General features: G+C 52.0%; 17 protein-coding genes, 2 tRNA genes, 2 rRNA genes and 1 pseudogene. 10 read left to right on the forward strand and 12 right to left on the reverse strand.

The window, feature by feature from the left end:
- Positions 1 to 33: 33 nt before the first annotated feature.
- The 3 genes from HV346_RS01745 (at position 34) to rrf (ending at position 3453) form a co-directional block, all read left to right on the forward strand.
- Positions 34 to 109 (forward strand) — tRNA-Glu (locus HV346_RS01745).
- A 231-nt stretch (positions 110 to 340) separates the two neighbouring features.
- Positions 341 to 3244 (forward strand): 23S ribosomal RNA (locus HV346_RS01750).
- A 93-nt stretch (positions 3245 to 3337) separates the two neighbouring features.
- A 5S ribosomal RNA gene (rrf, locus tag HV346_RS01755) occupies positions 3338 to 3453 on the forward strand.
- A 75-nt stretch (positions 3454 to 3528) separates the two neighbouring features.
- Here rrf and HV346_RS23355 read toward each other — a convergent pair.
- The 4 genes and pseudogenes from HV346_RS23355 to HV346_RS01770 all read right to left on the reverse strand — a co-directional run.
- Positions 3529 to 3675, reverse strand: a pseudogene (locus HV346_RS23355) (molybdopterin-guanine dinucleotide biosynthesis protein B); the annotation flags it as partial.
- A gap of 56 nt (positions 3676 to 3731) precedes the next feature.
- The gene (locus HV346_RS01760; protein ID WP_181621915.1) at positions 3732 to 4208 is read right to left on the reverse strand and encodes a GNAT family N-acetyltransferase; all 477 of its coding nucleotides are present in this window, start codon (positions 4206 to 4208) and stop codon (positions 3732 to 3734) included.
- Between the two features lie 691 nt (positions 4209 to 4899).
- Positions 4900 to 5829 (reverse strand): nucleotidyl transferase AbiEii/AbiGii toxin family protein, encoded by a 930-nt coding sequence (locus tag HV346_RS01765; RefSeq protein ID WP_181621916.1) that lies wholly within the window; start codon positions 5827 to 5829, stop codon positions 4900 to 4902.
- Positions 5816 to 6598 carry a type IV toxin-antitoxin system AbiEi family antitoxin domain-containing protein gene (locus tag HV346_RS01770; RefSeq protein ID WP_181621917.1) on the reverse strand — a complete coding sequence of 261 codons (783 nt, stop codon included), beginning with the start codon at positions 6596 to 6598 and terminating at the stop codon, positions 5816 to 5818. The genes HV346_RS01765 and HV346_RS01770 overlap by 14 nt, the downstream gene beginning before the upstream one ends.
- Before the next feature lie 285 nt (positions 6599 to 6883).
- On the opposite strand from HV346_RS01770, the gene HV346_RS01775 reads away from it, so the two are divergent.
- From HV346_RS01775 to HV346_RS01805, 6 genes are all read left to right on the forward strand, one after another.
- Entirely contained in the window at positions 6884 to 9982 is a 3099-nt protein-coding gene (locus HV346_RS01775; RefSeq protein ID WP_181621918.1) for a type I restriction endonuclease, read from the forward strand.
- Positions 9976 to 11610, forward strand: coding sequence for a class I SAM-dependent DNA methyltransferase (locus HV346_RS01780; protein WP_181621919.1), 1635 nt, complete (start codon positions 9976 to 9978; stop codon positions 11608 to 11610). The genes HV346_RS01775 and HV346_RS01780 overlap by 7 nt, the downstream gene beginning before the upstream one ends.
- Entirely contained in the window at positions 11603 to 12889 is a 1287-nt protein-coding gene (locus tag HV346_RS01785) for a restriction endonuclease subunit S (RefSeq protein WP_181621920.1), read from the forward strand. The genes HV346_RS01780 and HV346_RS01785 overlap by 8 nt, the downstream gene beginning before the upstream one ends.
- Positions 12890 to 13230: 341 nt before the next feature.
- On the forward strand, positions 13231 to 13701 hold the full coding sequence (locus HV346_RS01795; RefSeq protein ID WP_181621921.1) for a hypothetical protein: 471 nt from the start codon (positions 13231 to 13233) through the stop codon (positions 13699 to 13701).
- Positions 13698 to 13919 carry a helix-turn-helix transcriptional regulator gene (locus HV346_RS01800; RefSeq protein WP_181621922.1) on the forward strand — a complete coding sequence of 74 codons (222 nt, stop codon included), beginning with the start codon at positions 13698 to 13700 and terminating at the stop codon, positions 13917 to 13919. The genes HV346_RS01795 and HV346_RS01800 overlap by 4 nt, the downstream gene beginning before the upstream one ends.
- 934 nt (positions 13920 to 14853) lie before the next feature.
- Entirely contained in the window at positions 14854 to 15735 is an 882-nt protein-coding gene (locus tag HV346_RS01805) for an integrase domain-containing protein (protein ID WP_181621923.1), read from the forward strand.
- Between the two features lie 189 nt (positions 15736 to 15924).
- Here the strand turns inward: HV346_RS01805 and HV346_RS01810 are convergent, their stop codons facing one another.
- From HV346_RS01810 to aspA, 7 genes are all read right to left on the reverse strand, one after another.
- Positions 15925 to 17184, reverse strand: coding sequence for an integrase arm-type DNA-binding domain-containing protein (locus tag HV346_RS01810; RefSeq protein WP_181621924.1), 1260 nt, complete (start codon positions 17182 to 17184; stop codon positions 15925 to 15927).
- A gap of 163 nt (positions 17185 to 17347) precedes the next feature.
- Positions 17348 to 17423: transfer RNA gene (locus HV346_RS01815), tRNA-Phe, on the reverse strand.
- A 162-nt stretch (positions 17424 to 17585) separates the two neighbouring features.
- Positions 17586 to 18161, reverse strand: a complete 576-nt coding sequence (locus HV346_RS01820) for a transcriptional regulator (RefSeq protein WP_181621925.1) — start codon at positions 18159 to 18161, stop codon at positions 17586 to 17588.
- A gap of 37 nt (positions 18162 to 18198) precedes the next feature.
- Positions 18199 to 19896 carry a protein-disulfide reductase DsbD gene (locus HV346_RS01825; RefSeq protein WP_181621926.1) on the reverse strand — a complete coding sequence of 566 codons (1698 nt, stop codon included), beginning with the start codon at positions 19894 to 19896 and terminating at the stop codon, positions 18199 to 18201.
- Complete coding sequence (gene cutA / locus HV346_RS01830; RefSeq protein ID WP_181621927.1) at positions 19872 to 20195, reverse strand: divalent cation tolerance protein CutA; 324 nt, start codon at positions 20193 to 20195, stop codon at positions 19872 to 19874. Before cutA ends, HV346_RS01825 begins: the two co-directional genes overlap by 25 nt.
- A gap of 113 nt (positions 20196 to 20308) precedes the next feature.
- A complete protein-coding gene (locus HV346_RS01835) occupies positions 20309 to 21610 on the reverse strand; it encodes an anaerobic C4-dicarboxylate transporter (RefSeq protein ID WP_181621928.1) in 1302 nt (433 codons plus the stop codon).
- A gap of 117 nt (positions 21611 to 21727) precedes the next feature.
- Positions 21728 to 23164, reverse strand: coding sequence for an aspartate ammonia-lyase (gene aspA, locus HV346_RS01840; protein ID WP_181621929.1), 1437 nt, complete (start codon positions 23162 to 23164; stop codon positions 21728 to 21730).
- Between the two features lie 335 nt (positions 23165 to 23499).
- On the opposite strand from aspA, the gene HV346_RS01845 reads away from it, so the two are divergent.
- Positions 23500 to 23970 carry an FxsA family protein gene (locus HV346_RS01845; protein WP_181621930.1) on the forward strand — a complete coding sequence of 157 codons (471 nt, stop codon included), beginning with the start codon at positions 23500 to 23502 and terminating at the stop codon, positions 23968 to 23970.
- A gap of 55 nt (positions 23971 to 24025) precedes the next feature.
- On the opposite strand, the gene yjeH is transcribed toward HV346_RS01845, so the two are convergent.
- Positions 24026 to 25264 (reverse strand): L-methionine/branched-chain amino acid transporter, encoded by a 1239-nt coding sequence (gene yjeH, locus HV346_RS01850; protein ID WP_181621931.1) that lies wholly within the window; start codon positions 25262 to 25264, stop codon positions 24026 to 24028.
- Positions 25265 to 25279 lie beyond the last annotated feature (15 nt).

The raw sequence follows: 25279 nt of genomic DNA on the forward strand, positions 1-25279 counted from the left end.
AATAGCAAGGCGTCTTGCGATTGAGACTTCAGTGTCCCCTTCGTCTAGAGGCCCAGGACACCGCCCTTTCACGGCGGTAACAGGGGTTCGAATCCCCTAGGGGACGCCACTTGCTGGTTTGTGAGTGAAAGTCACCTGCCGATATATCTCAAAACTGATTCCGTTGCGTGAGCAGCGAGTCACGTTTGAGATATTTGCTCTTTAAAAATCTGGATCAAGCTGAAAATTGAAACGACACACTGTGTCTGTTCTCCGTAATAAGAACAGATGAAGGTGTGTTCGAGTCTCTCAAATTTTCGCAATTTGATGATGAATCGAAAGAAACATCTTCGGGTTGTGAGGTTAAGCGACTAAGCGTACACGGTGGATGCCCTGGCAGTCAGAGGCGATGAAGGACGTGCTAATCTGCGAAAAGCGTCGGCGAGGTGATATGAACCTTTGACCCGGCGATGTCCGAATGGGGAAACCCAGTGCAATTCGTTGCACTATCGTTAACTGAATACATAGGTTAACGAGGCGAACCGGGGGAACTGAAACATCTAAGTACCCCGAGGAAAAGAAATCAACCGAGATTCCCCCAGTAGCGGCGAGCGAACGGGGAGCAGCCCAGAGTCTGAATCAGCAGGTGTGTTAGTGGAACGGTCTGGAAAGTCCGGCGGTACAGGGTGATAGTCCCGTACACAAAAACGCATCTGGTGTGAACTCGAAGAGTAGGGCGGGACACGTGGTATCCTGTCTGAATATGGGGGGACCATCCTCCAAGGCTAAATACTCCTGACTGACCGATAGTGAACCAGTACCGTGAGGGAAAGGCGAAAAGAACCCCGGCGAGGGGAGTGAAAAAGAACCTGAAACCGTGTACGTACAAGCAGTGGGAGCCTCTTTATGGGGTGACTGCGTACCTTTTGTATAATGGGTCAGCGACTTATATTCTGTAGCAAGGTTAACCGAATAGGGGAGCCGAAGGGAAACCGAGTCTTAACTGGGCGTTAAGTTGCAGGGTATAGACCCGAAACCCGGTGATCTAGCCATGGGCAGGTTGAAGGTTGGGTAACACTAACTGGAGGACCGAACCGACTAATGTTGAAAAATTAGCGGATGACTTGTGGCTGGGGGTGAAAGGCCAATCAAACCGGGAGATAGCTGGTTCTCCCCGAAAGCTATTTAGGTAGCGCCTCGTGAACTCATCTTCGGGGGTAGAGCACTGTTTCGGCTAGGGGGCCATCCCGGCTTACCAACCCGATGCAAACTACGAATACCGAAGAATGTTATCACGGGAGACACACGGCGGGTGCTAACGTCCGTCGTGAAGAGGGAAACAACCCAGACCGCCAGCTAAGGTCCCAAAGTCATGGTTAAGTGGGAAACGATGTGGGAAGGCACAGACAGCCAGGATGTTGGCTTAGAAGCAGCCATCATTTAAAGAAAGCGTAATAGCTCACTGGTCGAGTCGGCCTGCGCGGAAGATGTAACGGGGCTAAACCATGCACCGAAGCTGCGGCAGCGACACTATGTGTTGTTGGGTAGGGGAGCGTTCTGTAAGCCGTTGAAGGTGTCCTGTGAGGGATGCTGGAGGTATCAGAAGTGCGAATGCTGACATAAGTAACGATAATGCGGGTGAAAAGCCCGCACGCCGGAAGACCAAGGGTTCCTGTCCAACGTTAATCGGGGCAGGGTGAGTCGACCCCTAAGGCGAGGCCGAAAGGCGTAGTCGATGGGAAACAGGTTAATATTCCTGTACTTGGTGTTACTGCGAAGGGGGGACGGAGAAGGCTATGTTAGCCGGGCGACGGTTGTCCCGGTTTAAGCATGTAGGCGGAGAGTTTAGGTAAATCCGGACTCTTTTAACGCTGAGGTGTGATGACGAGGCACTACGGTGCTGAAGTAACAAATGCCCTGCTTCCAGGAAAAGCCTCTAAGCATCAGGTAACACGAAATCGTACCCCAAACCGACACAGGTGGTCAGGTAGAGAATACCAAGGCGCTTGAGAGAACTCGGGTGAAGGAACTAGGCAAAATGGTGCCGTAACTTCGGGAGAAGGCACGCTGATATGTAGGTGAAGCCCCTGCGGGTGGAGCTGAAATCAGTCGAAGATACCAGCTGGCTGCAACTGTTTATTAAAAACACAGCACTGTGCAAACACGAAAGTGGACGTATACGGTGTGACGCCTGCCCGGTGCCGGAAGGTTAATTGATGGGGTCAGCGGCAACGCGAAGCTCTTGATCGAAGCCCCGGTAAACGGCGGCCGTAACTATAACGGTCCTAAGGTAGCGAAATTCCTTGTCGGGTAAGTTCCGACCTGCACGAATGGCGTAATGATGGCCAGGCTGTCTCCACCCGAGACTCAGTGAAATTGAACTCGCTGTGAAGATGCAGTGTACCCGCGGCAAGACGGAAAGACCCCGTGAACCTTTACTATAGCTTGACACTGAACACTGGTCCTTGATGTGTAGGATAGGTGGGAGGCTTTGAAGCGTGGACGCCAGTCTGCGTGGAGCCGCCCTTGAAATACCACCCTTTAATGGCTGGTGTTCTAACGTGGACCCGTGATCCGGGTTGCGGACAGTGTCTGGTGGGTAGTTTGACTGGGGCGGTCTCCTCCCAAAGAGTAACGGAGGAGCACGAAGGTTAGCTAATCCTGGTCGGACATCAGGAGGTTAGTGCAATGGCATAAGCTAGCTTGACTGCGAGAGTGACGGCTCGAGCAGGTGCGAAAGCAGGTCATAGTGATCCGGTGGTTCTGAATGGAAGGGCCATCGCTCAACGGATAAAAGGTACTCCGGGGATAACAGGCTGATACCGCCCAAGAGTTCATATCGACGGCGGTGTTTGGCACCTCGATGTCGGCTCATCACATCCTGGGGCTGAAGTAGGTCCCAAGGGTACGGCTGTTCGCCGTTTAAAGTGGTACGCGAGCTGGGTTTAGAACGTCGTGAGACAGTTCGGTCCCTATCTGCCGTGGGCGCTGGAGAATTGAGGGGGGCTGCTCCTAGTACGAGAGGACCGGAGTGGACGCATCACTGGTGTTCGGGTTGTCATGCCAATGGCATTGCCCGGTAGCTAAATGCGGAAGAGATAAGTGCTGAAAGCATCTAAGCACGAAACTTGCCCCGAGATGAGTTCTCCCTGACCCTTTAAGGGTCCTGAAGGAACGTTGAAGACTACGACGTTGATAGGTCGGGTGTGTAAGCGTAGCGATACGTTGAGCTAACCGATACTAATGAACCGTGAGGCTTAACCTTACAACGCCGAAGATGTTTTGGCGAAAGAGACATGATAATCAGCCTGATACAGATAATATTAGCCGGCGAAAGCGGGTTAATGAACAGAATTTGCCTGGCGGCTTTAGCGCGGTGGTCCCACCTGACCCCATGCCGAACTCAGAAGTGAAACGCCGTAGCGCCGATGGTAGTGTGGGGTCTCCCCATGTGAGAGTAGGGAACTGCCAGGCATCAATTAAGCAGGAAACCCCGGTCCGAAAGGTCCGGGGTTTTTTGCGTCTGTGAGTATGAACGAAAAAACAGACCTAACGACTTGTCATCCACTGCTGAATAAAGCTAACCATCCCGTCAGTATCATTCAGATCCAAAACCGGTACTGGAAGTGATAGCCCAGTGTCGCTGGCGACAGCAATAACATGCTCATCCAGTGTTAGTTCACACGTATCATGACCTGTTAGTGGTGTGACGCGGTCGTTAGATCGGGGGGGACTCTCAGTACTATCGATCATCAATCTGTTATTGTCTTGCTCATGTTAACGCCCGTAACCCCAAAACCTGTAGCCTCATAGACATGCTGAGCACATGTGTTGTCACCGGCAACACGAAGCCTGATCTGCTCAAAACCCTTCACTCTTAGCTCCTGCTCAAAAGCCAGAAGAGCCTGCTTACCCAGCCCTTTCCCTTGGCAGGAGTTGAAAATATGAAAATCATAGATAAATACGATACGCTTGGCTGTATCGGGTTTGTACCAAAGATAACCTACATGCCTGTCTGCATTGTTTGAGCGAGAAATAAGGCACAACAAAATCTGCCCGGGTGTATTAACGCCTTCCGGCAGGTCTTCAGCTATTTCCTGCCTTGCTCTTGCGAGCGAGTCCTTATCAGAAAGTCGATAGTTTGATGCAATTTCATGCGCGTAATCTGGAATGAAGTATTCCAGATAGCCAGGATATTCGTCCTCATGCATTGAACGGAAGATAATCATTGGTTGAGCCTGTTATGTCGGTAGGGCGTAGTGTAGACAATGAGAGCTTATATCTGCTACTGGCATAGCCCACTTATAGTTTGTTAAGGATAAACAGAAAGGTGGTCAGATTGACTGCAATTATGTATTGGTCAGGAAAGATATTGGGAATAGATTTTCCGCGATAAGATCATGAGGAATCGGCGGAAATGCTTAAAAGCAAAAAACCAGCCCTAAGGCTGGTTTTTCTAAATAGTGGTGCCGGACTCGGAATCATATCCACGATTAACATGCTGTTTGTTATTGGTTTTGTTGGTATTTCTTGTAAACAGCGCCCCCACGAAGGCCCCCATAAAGAGCCGCTTTGGTTCTGTGAGGGTTATCACGAAAAATCGATGGTTAAAGGTAGGGGGCTTCGTTATGTGTGGAGTCAGGTCCACATATAGTGGATGGAACTCCACACATAACGGTTCGAGGTCCACATATAACGGCGTGAGAAATATACCCACCTCGCTTGTAGGGGGTTGATCCGTCACCCCTGCATTGAGCTTTTAGTTGATATGTCGGATTAAGCGCTTTTGAGATAATATTTAACGGTGTTGATTATTGTTCATTGAATTATATAAATATCTTCATCTGTTTTTGATATATTGCCATGAGGCATTTAAGGTAACCAAACATTATGGCCCAATTCAATCTCTCAGAACCAGAGCTAAAAATACTGCTCCAGAACCCCCTCTAACTTACTCACCGCCGCTGCAAATTTGGCCGGATTTTTATCATTCAACACTGCCAGATTGCGCAGCTTCCAGCGAATCGCCGGAAGATGTTGAATTTCAGGATAGCGATACAGCGACCAGTCAGGGGTATTTTGCTTATAACTGAGCAAGAACTGACGATCCCTGTCCGTAAGATGCGATTTCAGCGCTTGTGGCAGCAACGTCGTTACTGATAAAAGCGACTCCAGCGATGTTTCCCGCTGTGTCATTCCTGAAAATTCTTGTGCGTAAAGAGTCGCGATCCGCGGTGTATCCCAGTTTGGTGCCAGCAGCTCGGCAATGGGGCGGGGATGGCCTACCAGATAGCAAAGAAAACCGTCAAATATCTCGCGCGTCAGGCCCGGTTTCTCCAGCATATTCAGCACGTCAAACAGATCGCGCGGATGCTGGCGATCGAGCGCGGCGCAGATTTTACCGCCGTATAGATCTGCCAGCGAGACGATATTCATGGTGGTGAAGCCATACTCCATTTCCACCTGTTCACATACAGGCATTTCTGTTGGTGGCAGCAGCAGCCCGCGCCAGACTGGACTAACCTCAATCTTTATCTGCGCGTCGGCGGTGTTGACGATGATGCGCTTTTCATCCGCTTTATTCTCCTGCCGGATAGCGGTGATCCCTGGTCTGCCGTTCAGCGATTCAGTAATACGCATCAAGGCGTCATTGATGGCCGCCAGATCGGTATCGCGATCCGCATAGCTCTTATACGCCAGATCGATATCTACCGACAGGCGAGGGAAATCCTGCACAAACAAATTGATTGCTGTGCCGCCTTTCAGGGCGAAGCAGGACTCCTTTGCCACATATGGCAGGACTGTCATTAATAGCCTGACCTGTCGGGCATAACTGTCACGCAGATCCATCTTCGACTCCTTCCGGTTTAAATGCGCGGGGAACGGTGATCTGATAATTCGGCTCCAGCCAGCCGCCGGGAACGATTTGCCTTTTTCCCGTACCTGTTTCTATACCGCTTTGATCGAGATACCGAAAATAAGGATGCTCATTGCGTTGGGCAAGATAGAGCATCACCCGGTTGGTTTTAATCGAATGGCTGGCGCAGAGCAGTGTTTGTAATTTACGCGGGCTGAGAAGATTCATTCCCTGAAACAGAGCGTCGGCATGTTCGAACGAGATCAACGAAGGAACTCCGCAGGCGATCTCATACGCGGCCAGTTCCGGGACACTGCCCGCTAACAGCCGGTCGCCAATTTTCAGTTCCGCGGTAAATGACGTTACATCAGCGGTAAGACCCGATGTATACAGCGTGATAAACGTTGCAGATTGTTCAAAGGCTGCAAACCATCCCGGCAGTTTGACGTAAGCCGGAAGCGCGAGCCAGACCTGCTGTCTGCCCGGCTCGGTATAGTGCGCATGGCCCTGTAGTGCAAGGCTGGTCAGTCCCGCAACGCGAACCGGTTTTTCCCACTGCGATTGCAGGCAGTAAACCGCGTCCACCCAATCCGGCTCACGGCCCGTCCGACAGTAAACGCCGTGAGCGATCCGCCTGAGCCAGCCGTTCTGGACATAGAGGTAAGAGAGTTTACGATCTATGCCGCTGCGGGTAAGCCATGACTGGAGCAGCACCTGGCCGGGTAGCGTGTTTTGCATCAGCCAGTTTAGATAGTTTGGCAAATGTCGCTCCTGAATAGACATTAATACGAATATGTAAACCAGTGTAGATTCATGGATACCCCACAGCAAGAAATAGTTTAATGATTCCTCATTTTGTCGACTTAAAATCGACATTGAATAAAAAATCCAAACTTAACCCCATTCGGGCAAAGTGCGACAAATAGACTCGGTCGGTTTACAGAGAACGTGTAACATAGAGGCAAATCGAACAGACATTGTTGCCAGCCGTTCCGGGGTTGTGGGGCGCAGCATGGCCTGAGACGTGACAAAAAAACAGGGAACACGATGAAATTCACTGAAGATACCCGGGTAAAAATCCCCGTCATCCTCCACCTGATACGGTTGGGCTACCACTACCTGTCCCTGAAAGAACAGCATTGGGACAAAGAAACCAACATCTTCCCTGATCTCTTTACCGCTGCGCTTGGCAAAATAAACCCCGGAATCGCGCCCGATGACACCGGACGCCTGTTAAAAGACCTCACGCTCCTCCTCGACAACGATGACCTGGGGCGCGCCTTCTTCGAAAAACTCAGCGACCGCTCCGGCATCAAACTGATTGACTTCGACAACTTCAACAACAACAGTTTCCATGTTGTCACCGAACTGACCTGTGAAAACGGTGACGAAGAGTTCCGCCCGGACATCACGCTACTGATCAACGGCATGCCGCTGATCTTTATCGAAGTGAAAAAACCCAACAACCGCGAAGGCATCGTCGCAGAACGCAACCGCATCAACGAACGCTTTAAGAACCCCAAATTCAAGCGCTTCGCCAATATCACCCAGTTCATGCTCTTCTCCAATAACATGGAGTATGACGACAGCGACCCGGAGCCGATTCAGGGGGCTTTTTACGCCAGCAGCTCTTACAGCAACCCGGTATTCAACTACTTCCGCGAAGAAGAACTCTTCAACCTCACCAACTTACTGAAACCGCTGTCTGAAGAAACCGAAATCGCTGTCCTGAAAGACAACAACCTGGAAGTGATCCGCACCAACCCGGAATTTCAGACCAACAAAGATCACAACCGCCCGACCAACCGCCTCTGCACCGCGCTGTTGAGCCGCGATCGACTGGCATTTATCCTGCGCTATGCGCTGGTGTACGTCGCCGAACCCGGCGGCATCCAGAAGCACATCATGCGCTACCCGCAGCTCTTCGCCACCAAAGCGATTGAGCGCAAACTGAACGTGGGTGTGAAAAAAGGCATCATCTGGCACACTCAGGGCAGCGGGAAAACCGCACTTGCCTACTACAACGTGCGCTTCCTGACGGATTACTTCCAGAATCAGCAGGTGATCCCGAAATTCTACTTTATTGTCGATCGTCTTGATCTGCTCCAGCAGGCGCAGCGCGAGTTCACCGCCCGTGGCTTAATCGTTCACCTTATCGACTCTCGCGAAGCCTTCACCCGCGACATCAAAGCGACGCAGGCGCTGCACAACCACCACGGCAAAGCGGAAATCACCGTCGTCAACATTCAGAAATTCCGCGATGACCCGGACGTCGTCACCACCAAAGACTACGACATCAACATCCAGCGCGTGTACTTCCTCGATGAAGTCCACCGCAGCTACAACCCTAAAGGGAGCTTCCTGGCGAACTTAAGCCAGTCGGACACCAACGCCATCAAAATTGGCCTGACCGGTACGCCTCTGCTGGGAACGGACTACAACTCCCGCGACCTCTTCGGCGACTACATCCACAAATACTACTACAACGCCTCCATTGCCGACGGCTACACGCTGCGCCTGATCCGCGAAGAGATCGCCACCAACTACCGGATGATCCTGCAACAGGCGCTAAAAGAGGTGGAAGTCAGAATGGGCGATGTGGATCGCAAATACATCTACGCCCACCCCAGCTTCGTCAAACCGATGCTGAACTACATCGTCACCGACTTTGCCAAAAGCCGGGGCGCGCTGAATGATGACACCATCGGCGGCATGGTGATTTGCGACAGCTCAGAACAGGCCAAACAGATGTTTGAGTTATTCAACACTGACTACGCCGAATCGCCCACCGTCGCCGATGACGTCACCGAAGAAATGCCGGTATTGCAGGCCGCAGAACCTGCCGCCGTTTATCAGATTAACGCCAGAGAAACGCGAAAAATCAAACGCGCTGCCCTGATCCTGCACGACATCGGCAGCAAGCAGGAACGCAAAGAGTGGGTAGATCAATTCAAGGCGGGCGAGATTGACCTGCTGTTCGTCTACAACATGTTGCTCACCGGCTTCGACGCTAAACGGCTGAAAAAGCTCTACCTCGGGCGGGTGATCAGAAAGCACAACCTGCTCCAGGCGCTGACCCGCGTCAACCGTACTTATAATCACTTCCACTACGGCTACGTGGTGGACTTCGCAGACATCCGCCAGGAATTTGACGCCACCAACAAGGCCTACTTCGAAGAGCTACAGGCCGAACTGGGCGACGAAATGGAGCACTACTCCCGTCTGTTCAAATCGGTAGAAGAGATCCGCGAAGAAATCGAACACATCAAAGACGTCCTGTTCAGCTTCGATACCGAAAACGCGGAAATCTTCACTGACCAGATAAGCCAGATCCAGGACCGGGAAACCGCGCTGGCGCTGAAAAACGCGCTGGCCGACGCCCGCAGCCTGTACAACCTGATCCGCCTTCAGGGCAACACGGAATTTCTTCAGGCGCTGGACTTCAACAAACTCAACATCCTGTACCGCGAAGCCAGCCACCGCCTCGACTTACTCAACCTGAAAGCGGATCTGGAGCAGGGTGTTGACCTCTCCGGCCTGCTGAACCGGGCGCTGGAAGAGGTTGTCTTTGAATTCCACAAAGTGGGCGAAGAAGAGCTGGTACTGGCCGACGAACTGAAAGAGACGCTGCGCCGCACCCGCGAGGCGCTGGCCGCCAATTTCGACCAGCAGGACCCGCAGTTCGTCAGCCTGAAAGACGAACTGGAGCGCCTGTTTAAGAAAAAGAAACTCAGCGAAGTCACCCAGCAAGAAATGGTTGCGAATATCGGCACACTCAATAAAATTCATGACCGCATCAAAGAGCTGAATCGCCAGAACAACCTGCTGCGCCAGAAATACCGGGGCGACGTCAAATACGCGCGTACCCACAAACACCTCTGCGAGCGCGGCGGCCTGAGCGAGCCGGAGCGTAAAATCTTCGAAGCACTGCTCGGCGTCAAGCTGGATGCGGATGAAAAAGTGCTGAATAACAGCCAGATACTGAACAATGAAAGCTATTTTGAGCGCCAGATTGTGTCCTGTGTGCTTGATCACTTTGAACAACAGCAGCACATCACCCTGAGTGCGAAAGCGGCTGGCGACATCAACCGCCTGATTGTGGCGGAATACCTGAACGAATTTAATACCGGAGCACGAACGTGGTAGAACTGGAATTTAGAGACAAAACCAAAACCCTGATCGACAGCCTGAAAAGCATCTGTGCGAACTACGGTCTGGGTAACGACGGTAACGAATTCAAAATTATCACTCAGGCATTCCTGTACAAATTCCTGAACGACAAATTCGCCTTTGAAGCTAAAAAGGTGGATAAAAGCATCGCCAGCGCCGAAAAATGGGAAGTCGTGCTCAATCAGATGAGCGAAGAACAGCGGGACAAGCTGCAACTGAAGATGAGCGCCGACACCGCGCGTCTGAAGCCGCATCACTTCATTCAGTATTTATACAACCGTCAAAATGAGGCGAATTTCGCCACCACCTTTGACGACACCCTGATGGACATCGCCGCCACCAACAACGACGTCTTCGCCGTCAAAACCGACGGCGGCGCGAAAGTGGTGCTGTTTGAGCGCCTCAGCCAGTACATCGCCGACGAATCAAAGCGCGATGACTTCTGCCGCGCCATCATCAACAAGCTGGCCGATTTCAGCTTCGAACGCATCTTCACGCAGAAATTCGATTTTTACGCCACCATCTTTGAATACCTGATCAAAGACTACAACAGCAACTCCGGCGGCAAATACGCGGAATACTACACGCCCCACGCCGTGGCGCGCATCATGGCGGAAATCCTGGTGCCGAAAGCGCAGCAGGGCGTGGTGCGCAACGTAAGCTGTTACGACCCGTCCGCCGGTTCCGGCACGCTGCTGATGAACGTGGCGCACGCCATTGGGGAAGATCGTTGCAGCATCTTTGCCCAGGATATCTCGCAGAAATCCTCCAGCCTGCTGCGCCTGAACCTGATCCTCAACAATCTGGTGCATTCGATCCCTAACGTTATCCAGGGCAACACCATTCTGCACCCGTTCCACAAGGACGGCAGCGCGCTGAAACGCTTTGACTACATCGTCTCCAACCCACCGTTTAAGATGGATTTCAGCGATTTCCGCGACGATCTCGACAGCAAGGAAAACCAGCAACGTTTCTTTGCCGGGATACCGAAAATCAAAGCCAAAGCCAGGGACAAAATGGAAATTTACCAGTTGTTCCTGCAACACATCATTTTCTCGCTGAAACCGGGTGGCAAGGCGGCGGTCGTGGTACCGACCGGGTTTATCACCGCGCAATCGGGCATTGATAAAGGCATTCGCGAACATCTGGTGCAAAACAAGATGCTGGCGGGCGTGGTCTCTATGCCGTCGAATATCTTCGCCACCACCGGCACCAACGTGTCGATCCTGTTTATTGACGCCAGCAACAAAGAGAAAGTGGTGCTGATCGACGCCTCGAATTTAGGTGAAAAAGTCAAAGACGGCAAAAACCAGAAAACGGTACTGACGGAGTGCGAAGAAAAACGGATCTGCGAAGCGTTCAACAATAAGTGGAGCGAAGAGGATTTCTCGGTGGTGGTCAGCTATGACGACATCGCCGGGAAAAATTACTCGTTCAGCGCCGGGCAGTATTTTGATGTGAAAATTGAATACACCGATATGACTCCGGAACAGTTTGCCGCGAAGATGAAAGGGTTTACGGAAAATCTGGAGAGTTTGTTTAGCCAGTCGCGCGAGCTGGAAGCGGAGATTAAGAAGCAGATGGCGGGGCTGAAGTATGAGTAATCAGATAAATTCGACGCTCGGTAATTTGGTTAAAGAGGGTGGAGGGATCATTCATACTGGACCTTTTGGTAGCCAACTCCATGCTGAAGACTACGTTGCGCAAGGCATCCCCTGTATTATGCCTGCAAATATGAAGGATAATAGAGTTGATCTTTCAAATATTGCATATATCTCAGAGGCAGATGCGCAACGGTTGTCAAAATATCTCGTCAAAGAAGGTGACATTGTTTACAGCAGAAGAGGTAATGTCACACTCAAAGCCTTGATTCGAAAAAATGAAGTCGGGTATTTTTGTGGTACAGGTTGCTTATTATTAAGACCAGGTAATCTACTCGATTCTGACTACCTTACTTATTACCTAAGTACACCAAAAATTCAGTCCTGGATCATTAGCCAGGCTATTGGGGCAACGATGCCCAATCTCAATACGGGAATTTTATCGAGAATTCCTTTTTCTGGCCCTGAAAAGTCTGTTCAGGAGAAAATTTCATCAACGCTTAGGGCGATAGATGACAAATTAGAAATCAACAACCGCATCAACGCCGAACTGGAAGCGATGGCGAAAGCGCTGTACGACTACTGGTTTGTACAGTTTGATTTCCCTGATGCCAACGGAAAACCGTATAAAACCTCCGGCGGTAAGATGGAGTATAACGCCACGCTGAAACGGGAAATTCCGGCGGGGTGGAATTTAAAGCCTATTGTTGAATGTTGCGATGTTATAGATTGTTTGCATTCTAAAAAACCAGTGTTAAATTACACCTCTGATGAATATTATTTGCTTCAACTTGAAAACATTGAAGATAATGGACTTTTGGATATGTCTATGAAATATTTCGTCTCTCATGATGATTATATTAACTGGACTTCTAGAATTGAAGTAAAACAACATGATATTGTAATGACTAATGCCGGAAGAATTGCCGCATTTGCTCAAATTCCTGAAGGAATTAAATGTGGAATTGGGCGTAACATTACAGCTATACGCCCCAAAAACATAAAGAAAAATTATTTTTTCTCTGCTCTTTCAGGTATGGATATACAAAGTCAAATTGCAAGAAACCTTGACCATGGTGCTTTCTTTAAAAGTTTTAATGTCAAAGGCATTAAGCTTTTGAAAATAATAAAAACAGATAATGGTTTAGAAGATAAATTCGAGTCTTTAATTACTCCAGTAATTGAAAAAAGACAGCGAGTGCAACATGAAAATCAGATGTTAAAAGAACTCCGCGACTGGCTCCTCCCCCTGCTTATGAACGGGCAGGTCACGGTCAAATAATCCCCGCCGTGTTTTGCGAGGCGCATTCCAGATCTGCATTGCGCCGCGCTCGCCGCCGCAAAACCGCTTGCCGTTCATAACCGATCGCAGTATCTTTCCCCCGCGCCTGCAAAATCAGGCGTCGGGCTTGACCTCCTGAAAACCTTCATCGACGACACAAGGCGCGTCTGCGCTTTTTTGTGTCGTGCGCACGGCTACACCTCAATGGCGGGCCGGGCGGGGGCGTCGCAAGACGCGCCGGTGTCGATGAGGCCGGTAAGGTCAACCCCGTCCGGTTCCGCCACCCGTGAGATTGACCTCTCCGCTGGCGGTAATAAACATTACTCATCGGAGGTTGCCCCATGGCTACAATCCTCACCCCTGACTGCGATTTACTCGATTTATTGTCCGTTCCCTTCAATGCCACCACGGATTTTACCGTCCTTGCCGACTACTGCGCCCGCTTCGCCGAAACTCTGATAGAAACCGACGACCCCGCGCTACGGCTGGCGCTCTGCGGACGGCTGCACGCGGCTCTTGCGCTGCTGCAACCCACGCTCAACGACCCCATCCCGCCGCATCTTATCGACAGCCTGACCGTGGATACACTGCCACCCGAACCACCGCACTTTGTTTCTGAACCTGATGCGTTATGCGAATACTGCCTCACGCTGCTCCAGCTTCTGCTGGCACGCCCGGCGGAGCCGAAAACGGAGCAAACCCTGACCGGGCTGCTGTGTGAACTGGTCTGGTATTTCACCGAAGGACTCAAAGCCCCGCGATGGCTGCGTACCGCCGACGGCGTAAAGTTTATCGCCGAGGTGGCCGCATGATGCAACCAGACTGGCATTCTGCCGACATTATCGCGGCGCTGAAAAAGCAGGGGACGTCGCTGTCCGCCGTTTCCCGCAACTCAGGGCTGGCGTCCTCCACGCTGGCAAACGCGCTGATAAGGCACTGGCCTAAAGGTGAGAGGTTGATCGCCGAAGCGCTGGGTGTTGCGCCAGAGCAAATCTGGCCTTCCCGCTACCGTAAGTCTGAAAATTGTTAAATCGTCTCTCCCGATCTTCTGATGGCTTTGCTGTCAGAAGATCGGGAGAAGGCAAGCGAAGCGCGGCAGACTGTCATTCACAAAATGACGAAAAGATCCACAAACAACTCAATTTCCAGAAAAAAAGGTTTCCCCTTTTCATCCTCGTAAACTGGGTGTAATCTCCCTCCTGCACTCCGCTGCTTCGGCAGCTCCCAATGCTTCATGGCCTGAAAGAAGCGCCTGATTCGTCAGGAGATGGTTGATCCCTTTACCGGTGCAGACCTCTGCAAACACCGGGTCGCAGAACATCGCGGCGGAGGCTCGGAGTCACACTCGATACATTCTTTCACTGCGCCAGTTCACCGGCTGCAATTCTACTCGACCAGAAATCACCCGATTTCTAGTTCCACTTGCACCTGCTGAATTTCAGCGCCTTTTCCTGCGCCAGATCTCTGGTCAATGCTGCACTACGCCGGAAACGATCCGGTAACCCTTGTACTTGCTGCCACACCAGCGCCTTAACTTTTACGGGCTGCGGCCTGCATTGCCGCAAGGCTTTGCTGCCGCGTGGCCGTAAAACTGCACCAGAATTTGCGTTCTCGGAGCGCAACGCTGAACCGGGCGTCACTTTCGTCGCGTAAAGCGGCAAAGTGACGCCGTTCCACCACGCCGACGCAAGCCACGGAAAGTCTGGCCTGCGCCCCCAATCCCCCACACTGACACGCCGTTTTCAGGCCGCTGTCGGTTCAGAAAAGGAGAAAAAGATCGATACCGAGGGGGGCATGATGCCCCGGAGAATTTCCTGCTCACGCAGGCAGACTGTACCGCGTACAGTCTGAAACTCCCTACACCTCAACAACCTGCCACCCCGGCGTGAAGGTATCGTTCTGGCGCAGCCATAAAGCATACGCCGGGGCCAGATTGTGCTTTTTAACAGCGGCAAGGGGTAGCTATGGGTAAATTAGGCGGTGAAATGAAGGCGCTGGCAAAAAAAGTGGGCGGCAGTTTTAAAACGGTGGATAACCGCATTCACATTGTGCAACGGTTCAGCCGCCATTTACGCTCGCTGAATATCCAGATCCAGCGGGTGGCACAGATTAAGGTTCGTCATATTGAAAGCTATATTCATGACAGGCTTGCGCAGGAGATCGGTCTGCGGACGCTGCAAAATGAAATGGCTTCGCTTCGGGCAGTGTTGCAACAGGCGGGGCGCAGTCAGGTGGCGGAACATACGCGACTGACCAATAAATCATTGGGGCTGGCAGGCGCATCGCGCAACGGGACGCGGCAGGCCATCACGCCGGAGCTCTACCTCCACGTGCTGGCCGTGGCCCGCAATAAAGACGCAGGTCTGGCGGCAGCGGTGGAACTGGCGCGACTGATGGGATTACGCTCGCAGGAGGCGGTGCAAAGTGTGCAGTCTCTGAGAACGTGGAAGCAGGCCATTGAACGCGGCGAGACACGGCTTACCGTGGTCTATGGCACCAAAGGCGGTCGGCCCCGCGAAACGGTCATTCTGGATGCTGGCGCAGTTCGCAAGGCGCTTGAGAATGCGTTAACTGTCGCAGAACAGCATAACGGCAGGCTGATCGACAGGTCCGATCTCAAATCGGCCATGAACTACTGGCACAAACAGGCCGTCAACGTCGGGTTGACTGGCGCATATTCTCCTCACTCACTGCGCTATGCCTGGGCGCAGGACGCGATCCGTCATTATCTGGCGCAGGGATTCAGCGAAAAAGAGGCGCTGGCAATGACGGCGATGGATTTGGGCCACGGCGACGGGCGCGGGCGTTATGTGGCGCAGGTGTACGGGCGGCATGAAGAGGAATAATTTCCTGTTCTGGTGCAGTCATGAAAAGCAAAAGGGCGAAGGGTAAAGGAGTTTTAAGGGTAACAGCGCCAGACCGGAAAAGGCCAAAGGGCCGGAACTGGCGCAGATCGATGTTTATCCGAGTGAACTGGTGCAAATACAAAAAGCAGATCTGCGAGATCTGCTTTTCGGCGTGGCGCGTTAACGGGTTCAGGCCACCTGAACCTGCCTGTCATACCGATATGGCGCAACAAACTTCTGCCGACAGGCGTCGAGATAGTCCGACCACCACTGCATCATCTGCGTGCGTTCGTCGAGGTGCTCCGCTTTGTGGATATACGCGGCGCGAACGTTGTTACGCTCCTGATGGCTCATCTGCCGCTCAACCGCGTCTTTCGACCAGCGCCCGGACTCGATCAGCGCGCTACAGGCCATAGTGCGGAAGCCGTGACCGCAGATGTCCACCTTCGTATCATAGTCCATCACCCGCAGCGCCTTGTTGATGGTGTTTTCGCTCATTGGCTTACGCGGATCGTGGTCGCCGGGAAACAGTAACTCACTGCTGCCGGACAGCAGCTTCAACTGTTTTAGCACCGTGACCGCCTGTTTTGACAGCGGCACCAGATGCGGGGTTTTCATCTTTGCGCCACGCTCCGAATAGCGCACGCCGGGAATAGGCTCACGCTGGGCGGGGATAGTCCACATTGCGCCATCCAGATCGATCTCCGTCCAGCGGGCAAAGCGCAGCTCGCTGGAGCGGATAAAGATCAGCAGATTGAGCTGCACCGCCAGACGGGTTAACAGCCTGCCGGAATAGCTTTCCAGATGCTCCAGCAACTCCGGCATCTTTTCCAGCGGCAGGGCGGGGTAATGGTTTTTCGGCGGCGGCGCGATAGCGCCTGTAAGATCGTTAGCCGGATTGCTGGCGATCAGGCTCTCCTGCACCGCGTAGCGCATGATTGCCGTGGTGCGTTGTTGGATCCGTGCGGCAGTTTCCAGATTGCCTTTCTTTTCGGCCACCCGTAGCGGGATCAGCAGATCGGCGGTTTTCAGGTCGGCAACGGGAATTTTGCCAATCAGCGGGAATACGTGCAGCTCCAGCGAGCGCAGGATTTTCGCCGCGTGGTGCTCCGTCCAGCGGATATTGCCAGCCAGCCACTGACGGGCGACTTCTTCAAAGCTATTACCGCTTTTCTTTGCCTGCTTCTCCTGCTGCTTTTTCACCCCCGGATCGTCGCCTGCGCTGAGTACGGCACGAGCTTCTTCACGCAGCTTACGCGCATTCGCCAGCGTAACGGTCGGGTAAGGGCCAAACGCCAGCTTCTTCTCCTTGCCGCCAAAGCGGTACTTGAGCTGCCAGAGTTTAGAGCCGTTGGGTTTAATCAGCAGGTACAGACCCTGCGCATCACTGAGTTTCCAGGGTTTATCGAGCGGCTTTGCGTTACGGATGGCGGTATCGGTGAGTGGCATAGCGGGGGCTCCAGAGTTTATCGAACCAACAGGCCCCCAATTAAGCCCCCAAAAACTCTGGATGTCAAAAAAACTGACGGAACTTTTCAGTACCATCAGGTTTCTTTAACTTACTGATTTTATAACGTTTCAGGACGTATAGGGACATCATGAAACTAAATTTTGGTGCCCGGACTCGGAATCGAACCAAGGACACGGGGATTTTCAATCCCCTGCTCTACCGACTGAGCTATCCGGGCAACGGGGCGCATTAAACCGCAATCACGCACAATCGTCAACCTTATTTCTGAAAAAGCCATTCAACTGCTTAAGTTTGCGGCAATTTGTCGGTTTTCACGCCGAAATGACGAAATTTCTCCAAAAGCCCACCCCTGTTTAATGTCAGGGCTGGAATTGTTCATTCAGGTGAGCGCACCACCCGTACGACACTGCGCAAAGCGCAGGATATCTTCCGCGAGGCGGTGTGCAGTATCAACATCGGCCTGGCTACGATTGACCAGCATTCGGCTCAGGCAGCCCTCCAGTACCAGCTCCATCTGTCTTGCAACCATCGCTGGGTCATCCACTTCAAGCCTGGTGAGCAGTTCATGCGTAAAATCATGTGCAGCGCGTTTCTGCTGATCGGCCAACTGGTGAATGGGATGGTCGGGATCGGGATAGAATGTGCACGCGGCGATGAACAAACAACCCGGATAACGGTTATTGCTCACACACTCTGTGAGAGCGGTATAGCGCGCCAGTAGCTTTTGCTCGGCTGTCAGTTCTTCATCCAGCATCAATTTTCTGCGCCAGGTATCAACCTGCTGACTCAGATAGCGCAAGGCGTCATAAAGTAATGCCTCTTTGTCGGGCCAGAACCGACGCAGGTCATCCAGAGGATAATCAATACGTTCTGCCACCATCTCAAGTGTGGTGCTGGCGATCCCTTGGATTTCAAGTAATTGCAGGGCTTGTCCCAGTACGTCTTCACGTTGCACGGTTATCTCCTCCCCGTTATCCCGATTAAAGTGTTGTTTACGGTTGGCGATCGCGCAAATGTGCGCTGAATGTTGTGGCATCCATAAATCCGGTTACGCGCTTGTCTTGCTGCTCGTTACCGTTTTCATCAAAGAACAAGATAGTTGGCAATCCGAGTACGTTGAGCTGTGTAAGTAAGGCTTTATCCTGCGTATTGTTGGCCGTCACATTGGCCTGCAGTAGAACCGTTTTTTGCAGTGCGTTTTGCACTTGCGGATCGCTGAAGGTGTATTTTTCAAGCTCTTTACAGGCGACACACCAGTCAGCATAAAGATCGAGCATAACCGGTTTACCCTTTGCTTGCGCCAGGGCGTTATTCAGTTCATCAACATTCGTAATTTGTGTGAAGTTCAGATGAGCCTGAGTTTGTACGGTATGGGAACCAAATGCCCAATCCTGCAATGGACGAACGCTAATCAGCGCGGCCGCCAGCAGGATAATTTGCACGATTCGAATCCATGCTTTTTTTGCCGAAAGGCTGGTGATAAATGCCCAGCCAAAGAATGCCACACCGAGCATTGCCCATAAACGTAACCCCCAGATATCCCCGATTACACGTTCCAGCAGGAATACCGGCAGCGCCAGAATCACAAAGCCGAACGCTGTTTTCACCGTTTCCATCCACGGACCGCTTTTCGGCAGCAGTCGGTTACCGAAGACGGTAACCAGAATGAGTGGCAGGCCCATCCCCAGCGCGTACAGATAGAGCGTTCCTCCCCCGAGCCACAAGTTACCGCTCTGGGCGATATAGAGCAAAATAGCGCTGAGTGGCGCAGTGGTGCACGGCGAACAGATTAACCCGGCAATTGCGCCCATCGCAAACACACCACCGGGTGAACCACCCTGCTGACGATTACTCATCAACGTTAGGCGGGTTTGCAGTGATGAGGGTAATTGCAGAGCGAACAGGCCAAACATTGACAGTGCCAGTAGGGTAAATACTACTGACAGACCGATAAGTACGTAGGGATGCTGAAGTGCTGCCTGGAACTGCAGTCCGGCGGCCGCGACGACGAGACCAAGCGCAGTATAGGTGAGGGCCATGCCCTGAACATAAATAAATGCCAGCAGCAGCGCACGGGCTGTGGAAAGACGTTGTTTACCCCCCAGAACAATACCGGAGATCAGCGGGTACATCGGTAACACACAGGGCGTGAAGGCAATGCCGATGCCAATCAATAAAGCCCAGAGTGCGGAAAAGGGAAGTTCGCTCTTCGCGTTTGCTGGTTCCCTGGATGTATGAGGAGGCGTCGAAGGCTCGGCAATAGCTTGCACTTCGCTGAGTGGGACGACTTTGGTTTCAGGCGGGTAGCAAAAACCAGCGTCCGCGCAACCCTGATAGGTCACTGTCAGTGTCGCACCTTTATCCGCCTGGTTAATCGTGACAGGGACGGTTAGCCGGTGGCGATAAATCTCACTTTTACCGTAAAACTCGTCTTCGTGCCATTCGCCTGCTGGCAGTTGCACTTCACCAACGCGTGCGTGAGCAGGAGTAATACTCACCTGCTTACGGTAGAGATAATATCCATCCTTCACCTGCCAGGTCAGATTAAGGTCGTGCTGGTTTTGCTGAAAATCGAACACGAACGCCTGGTCGGCGGGAATAAAGTTAGAGCGGCCGGGAGCATCAAACAACCCGGCAAAAACTGATGTGCTGCACAGTAGCAGGATCAGCGTAAGGAAGCGTTGAGCCATGAGAGATAATCGTTATCGCCGTGGATGACTGGCAGTACCAGCAGTTCCGGGGTTTGGTAAGGGTGATGAGATTTAAGACAATCGAGAAGTGCTTGCTGGTTAGCAAGGTTGGTTTTGAGCAGCATCTGAACCTCGTACTCTTGCTCCAGCTTGCCTTCCCAGTAATACAGGGAGGTTGCACCGGGGAGCAGGGTCACGCAGGCCGCCAGTTTTTCTGCCAGCACTTTGGCGGCCAAATCCTGGGCGGAAGCTTCATCGGGAGCGGTACAAAGCACAACAACAGCGTCAGGCGTGTTCACAGGTCGACCTCGTTCTCGCGAAAAAAATCACTATACCACGCGAGGCTGATGGTCATTAATGAATCGGGCCGCTACGCGACCCGATTTTAACTATTTTTACAACCACAAAACATTTACAGCACGATACCGCCAATGATAAAGCCCAGGATCACACACAGGGTAATCGCAATGACACCTGGGATCAGAAACGCATGGTTAAACACGTATTTACCGATACGAGTGGAGCCTGTGTCATCCATTTCAACTGCTGCAAGCAACGTTGGGTAGGTTGGCAAAACGAACAGGGCAGACACGGCTGCAAAAGAGGCAATCGCAGTCAGCGGGGTCACGCCCAGCAGTAGCGCCGCAGGCATCAGGGCTTTGGTGGTCGCAGCCTGGGAGTAAAGCAGGGTGGCCGCAAAGAACAACACCACGGCCAGCAGCCACGGGTAGTTGTGCAGCAGGTCACCCGCCACAGTCTGGATATCGGCGATATGTGCTTTCACGAAAGTATCACCGAGCCACGCTACACCCAGTACACATACGCAGGCACTCATACCGGATTTAAAGGTGCTGGCGTTCAGCACTTCGCTGGTGTCAATTTTACAGGTGATGCTAATCAGCGTTGCGATAGTTAGCATGAAGACCACAATCGCTTCGTTACGTGGCAGAACCGGGTTCTGAATCAACCCCACCGTATCGCTAATAGCAGTGGCGTAGAACATCACGGCCACGATGCCGATCAGGAACAGCATCACAGAGCGTTTTGCATGAGGTTTTAGCTCAAACACCTGGCTGCCACGCAGGCGCACTTCACCTTTCGCCAGACGTTCCTGGTAAACCGGATCGTCTTTCAGCTCGCAACCCAGGAAGTTACAGACCACTGCGGTAATCATAACGGCGATCAACGTGACCGGAATACAGATCCCCAGCAGTGTCAGGTAACTTACGCCCATAGGCTCCAGAATACCGGCGAAGAAGACCACAGCGGCTGAAATAGGCGAAGCAGTAATCGCAATCTGCGAAGCCACTACGGCGATAGAGAGCGGACGTGAGGGGCGAATGCCTTGCTCTTTCGCCACTTCGGTAATGACCGGCAGTGTGGAGAATGCGGTATGGCCTGTACCCGCAAGAATGGTCATAAACCAGGTGACCAGTGGGGCAAGGAAGGTGATGTATTTCGGATGGCGACGCAACATTCGTTCCGCCAGGCTTACCAGATAATCCATACCACCTGCCACTTGCATAGCAGCGATTGCGGCGATAACCGCCATGATGATTTCGATAACGTCAAAAGGGATTGCGCCAGGTTTGATCTGAAATATCAGGGTAAGAACGAGTACCCCGAGCCCCCCCGCAAAGCCAATGCCGATACCACCGAGTCTTGCTCCCAAATAAATCGCCAGTAAGACGACGACGAGTTCTGCTCCAAACATAGTAGGGTTCCTTGTTTATTAACAAGTTGATATTAAATTGTTGTGTAATTGGTAATGCTTAAAAAGAAAAAAGGCACGTCACAAGTGACGTGCCTTCGGCAAGTTTAACCGGAACGGTTACTGTTCGCTTTCATCGGTATACCGTTTTGCTTTGTATGCCGGGTGCATCAGGTTCTGTGCTGAGAAAATATCATCCAGCTCAGCTTCCGTCAGCAGGCCGCGCTCCAGCACGACTTCACGTACGCTCTTACCGGTTTCGGCGCAAATCTTACCGACAATGTCGCCATTATGGTGGCCGATGAACGGGTTAAGATAGGTCACGATACCGATCGAGTTGTAAACGAAGCTCTCGCACACTGCTTTGTTGGCGGTGATGCCGTTGATGCATTTCTCCAGCAGGTTATAGCAAGCGTTGGTCAGGATGTGGATAGACTCGAACATCGCCTGGCCGATGACAGGTTCCATCACGTTCAGCTGCAATTGACCCGCTTCGGAAGCCATGGTGACGGTGATATCGTTACCGATGACTTTGAAGCACACCTGGTTTACCACTTCTGGCACAACCGGGTTCACTTTGGCTGGCATGATAGAAGAACCTGCCTGCAGTTCTGGCAGGTTGATTTCATTCAGGCCAGCACGCGGGCCTGAAGAGAGCAAGCGCAGATCGTTACAGATTTTAGACAGTTTCACCGCCAGACGTTTCAGGGCGCTGTGTACCATTACGTAAGCGCCGCAGTCTGAGGTCGCTTCGATTAGGTCTTCTGCCGGGACAACTGCCAGGTTAGACACTTCAGCCAGTTTCTGTACGGCCAGTTGTTGGTAACCGTCTGGCGTGTTCAGGCGCGTCCCGATCGCTGTCGCACCAAGGTTCACTTCCAGCAACAGTTCAGATGTACGCAGGATATTTTTGGTTTCTTCGTTTAACAGGACGTTAAACGCATGGAATTCCTGACCGAGCGTCATCGGTACGGCATCCTGCAACTGGGTACGGCCCATTTTCAGGATGTCCTGGAACTCAACCGCTTTACGCTGGAAACCATCACCTAACTGGTTAATTGCATCGACCAATTTCACCACGGAGGCATATACCGCGATGCGGAAGCCAGTAGGGTAGGCATCGTTGGTGGACTGGCATTTGTTAACGTGGTCGTTCGGATTGAGGTACTGGTATTCACCTTTCTGGTGGCCCATCAACTCCAGGCCGATATTCGCCAGCACTTCGTTGGTATTCATGTTGACGGAGGTTCCCGCACCGCCCTGATAGACGTCAACCGGGAACTGATCCATACATTTGCCGTTGTTCAGTACTTCGTCACAGGCGGCGATAATCGCATTTGCAGCGCTTTTAGGAATGGTTTGCAGTTCTTTGTTAGCCAGCGCAGCGGCTTTCTTCACCATAACCATGCCACGTACAAACTCAGGGATGTCGCTGATTTTGCTATTGCTGATGTAGAAGTTTTCAATCGCTCTCAGAGTGTGAATACCGTAGTAGGCATCCGCTGGAACTTCCCTGGTACCCAACAAATCTTCTTCGATACGAATGTTGTTTAACATGTGAACCTTCTTTTCAAGCTGCCGATGGATTGTACTAAACACACAGTATATATGTGGTTTTGAATATTTTCTGACCGACGATTATTCCCTCAATCAGCCAGATGTTCGAGATCATATGCTGATAATAGCGAATTGCCGTAATCTGGATCACTTATTATTGCCCTCGTAACATGATAATTATTAATCTGTGAAATGAATCACCGCTTTAATATTTCCAAAAAAAATATCCGTGCAAACTGATTGAATTTTGGCTAATCGCCACCATCTTGTGTAGACGCGAAGTGCGAACACATTCAGACAGGGGCCAAAAGGCCTCTGCCATACAGGAGATGCCAGTGCGCTGGATACCGTTTATTGCTGTTTTTCTCTATGTCTACATTGAGATATCGATTTTTATTCAGGTCGCTCATGTGCTTGGCGTCCTGCTGACGCTGATCCTGGTGATCTTCACATCGGTGATTGGGATGTCGCTGGTGCGTAATCAGGGTTTCAAAAATTTCCTGTTAATGCAGCAGAAGATGGCGGCAGGTGAAAGCCCGGCGGCTGAAATGATTAAAAGCGTGTCACTGATTATTGCTGGGTTATTGCTGATTCTGCCTGGGTTCTTCACCGACTTCCTTGGCCTGTTACTGTTGCTGCCACCGGTACAAAAACACCTGACCATGAAACTGATGCCGCACCTGAGCTTCAGCCGTATGTCTGGCGGCGGGTTTAGCTCTGGTCCTGAAAATGGGGACACCTTCGAAGGGGAATACCAGCGTAAGGACGAACAGCACGACCGTTTAGACCATAAAGACGATCGTTAAGCAGAGCGCTTCACCAAATGACTGGCCCGGTAAGCATTGCGTTACCGGGCTTTTTTTACATTACACTACGCTTCGGCAAGCATACCCACAGCATTGCCAGCATGATGATGGCGTACAAACTCTTCCATCCCACCATTGCCAGCAGCAGCAAGCACAATACCCCCCCGATAATTGCCAGGGCTTTGAAACGGCCTTGTAGTAACCGACAGCCTGCCAGCATGCACAGCAGATAAATCATGATGAAGATGCCGTTGGCGTACACAATCAGGGCATCAAGATTGATATTCAGCCAGTAGATAGCCAGTGTACTCAACACACAACAGCCCAGTACGGCGTTGAGCGCATTTAGCGGTAATTGACGTTTTGACAGGTGTGCAAGGCGGCTATCGGGTTTGTATTGCGCCTGTGACCATACCAGGCGTGCAAAGCTCTGAATGTAGATATTCAGGCTGGCGAAACAGGCAAGGTAACCAATCACGCAGGCCACCCACAGCGCTTTTACGCCAAATAACTGCACGACGATACCCGGTAGTGACGCAGCAGCGGCTTTATCTGCCCCGAATGCGTTAAAGTGCAGTACCAACACAGTACAGGCCCAATAAACCGAGCCCGCTAACAGCAGGCCTATCATCAGGGCGCGCGGAAAATCACGCTCGGGCTGTTTAAACTCTGACGCCAGATGAGCAAAAGCCTCCAGGCCGACGAAACACCAAAACATCACGGAGAGTGCGGCGAACAGTTGTGAATGATCGACATTCGTGATGGCCGGGAACGGAATTTCTGCCACCGTGATATCGCCAGCCCACCAGGTCGCGGCAATCAGTGCGACGATCAGCACGGCAACCAGCGTTTGTAGGTTAGCGCTCGAACTGGCTCCCCGTGAACCGACCCACCAGACAATCGCCAGTGTACCCAGTTCAGCGAACAAAAGTTGTTTATCGTGCCAGCCAAACAGCGCCTGTCCGAACCCCGTCGCAATGTGCAGTGCCGCCGGAAGCCCGACCGGAATCACCGACAAAAAAAGCCAGCCGGTGACACGCTCAAGACGAGGGCCAAAGGCCATGCCGACAAAGTGCGCCACGCCTCCTGCGCTGGGGAAATGCCGGCCCAGTACGGCAAAAACGATCGCTACTGGAAACACCAGTACAATCAACACTGGCCATGCCCACAGGCTGTTATTTCCGGCAACCAGTGCGGCCAGCGCGGGTACGGCAAACACGCCCGTACCTAACAAGGAGGTTGAGAGTAAGCCAACGCCTTGTGCCAGCCCCAACTCCTGTTTGAGTCCACTCATTTACGTCGTCCTGCC

It is taken from the genome of Enterobacter sp. RHBSTW-00994 (assembly GCF_013782625.1).
In the GTDB taxonomy this organism is placed as follows: Bacteria; Pseudomonadota; Gammaproteobacteria; order Enterobacterales; family Enterobacteriaceae; genus Enterobacter.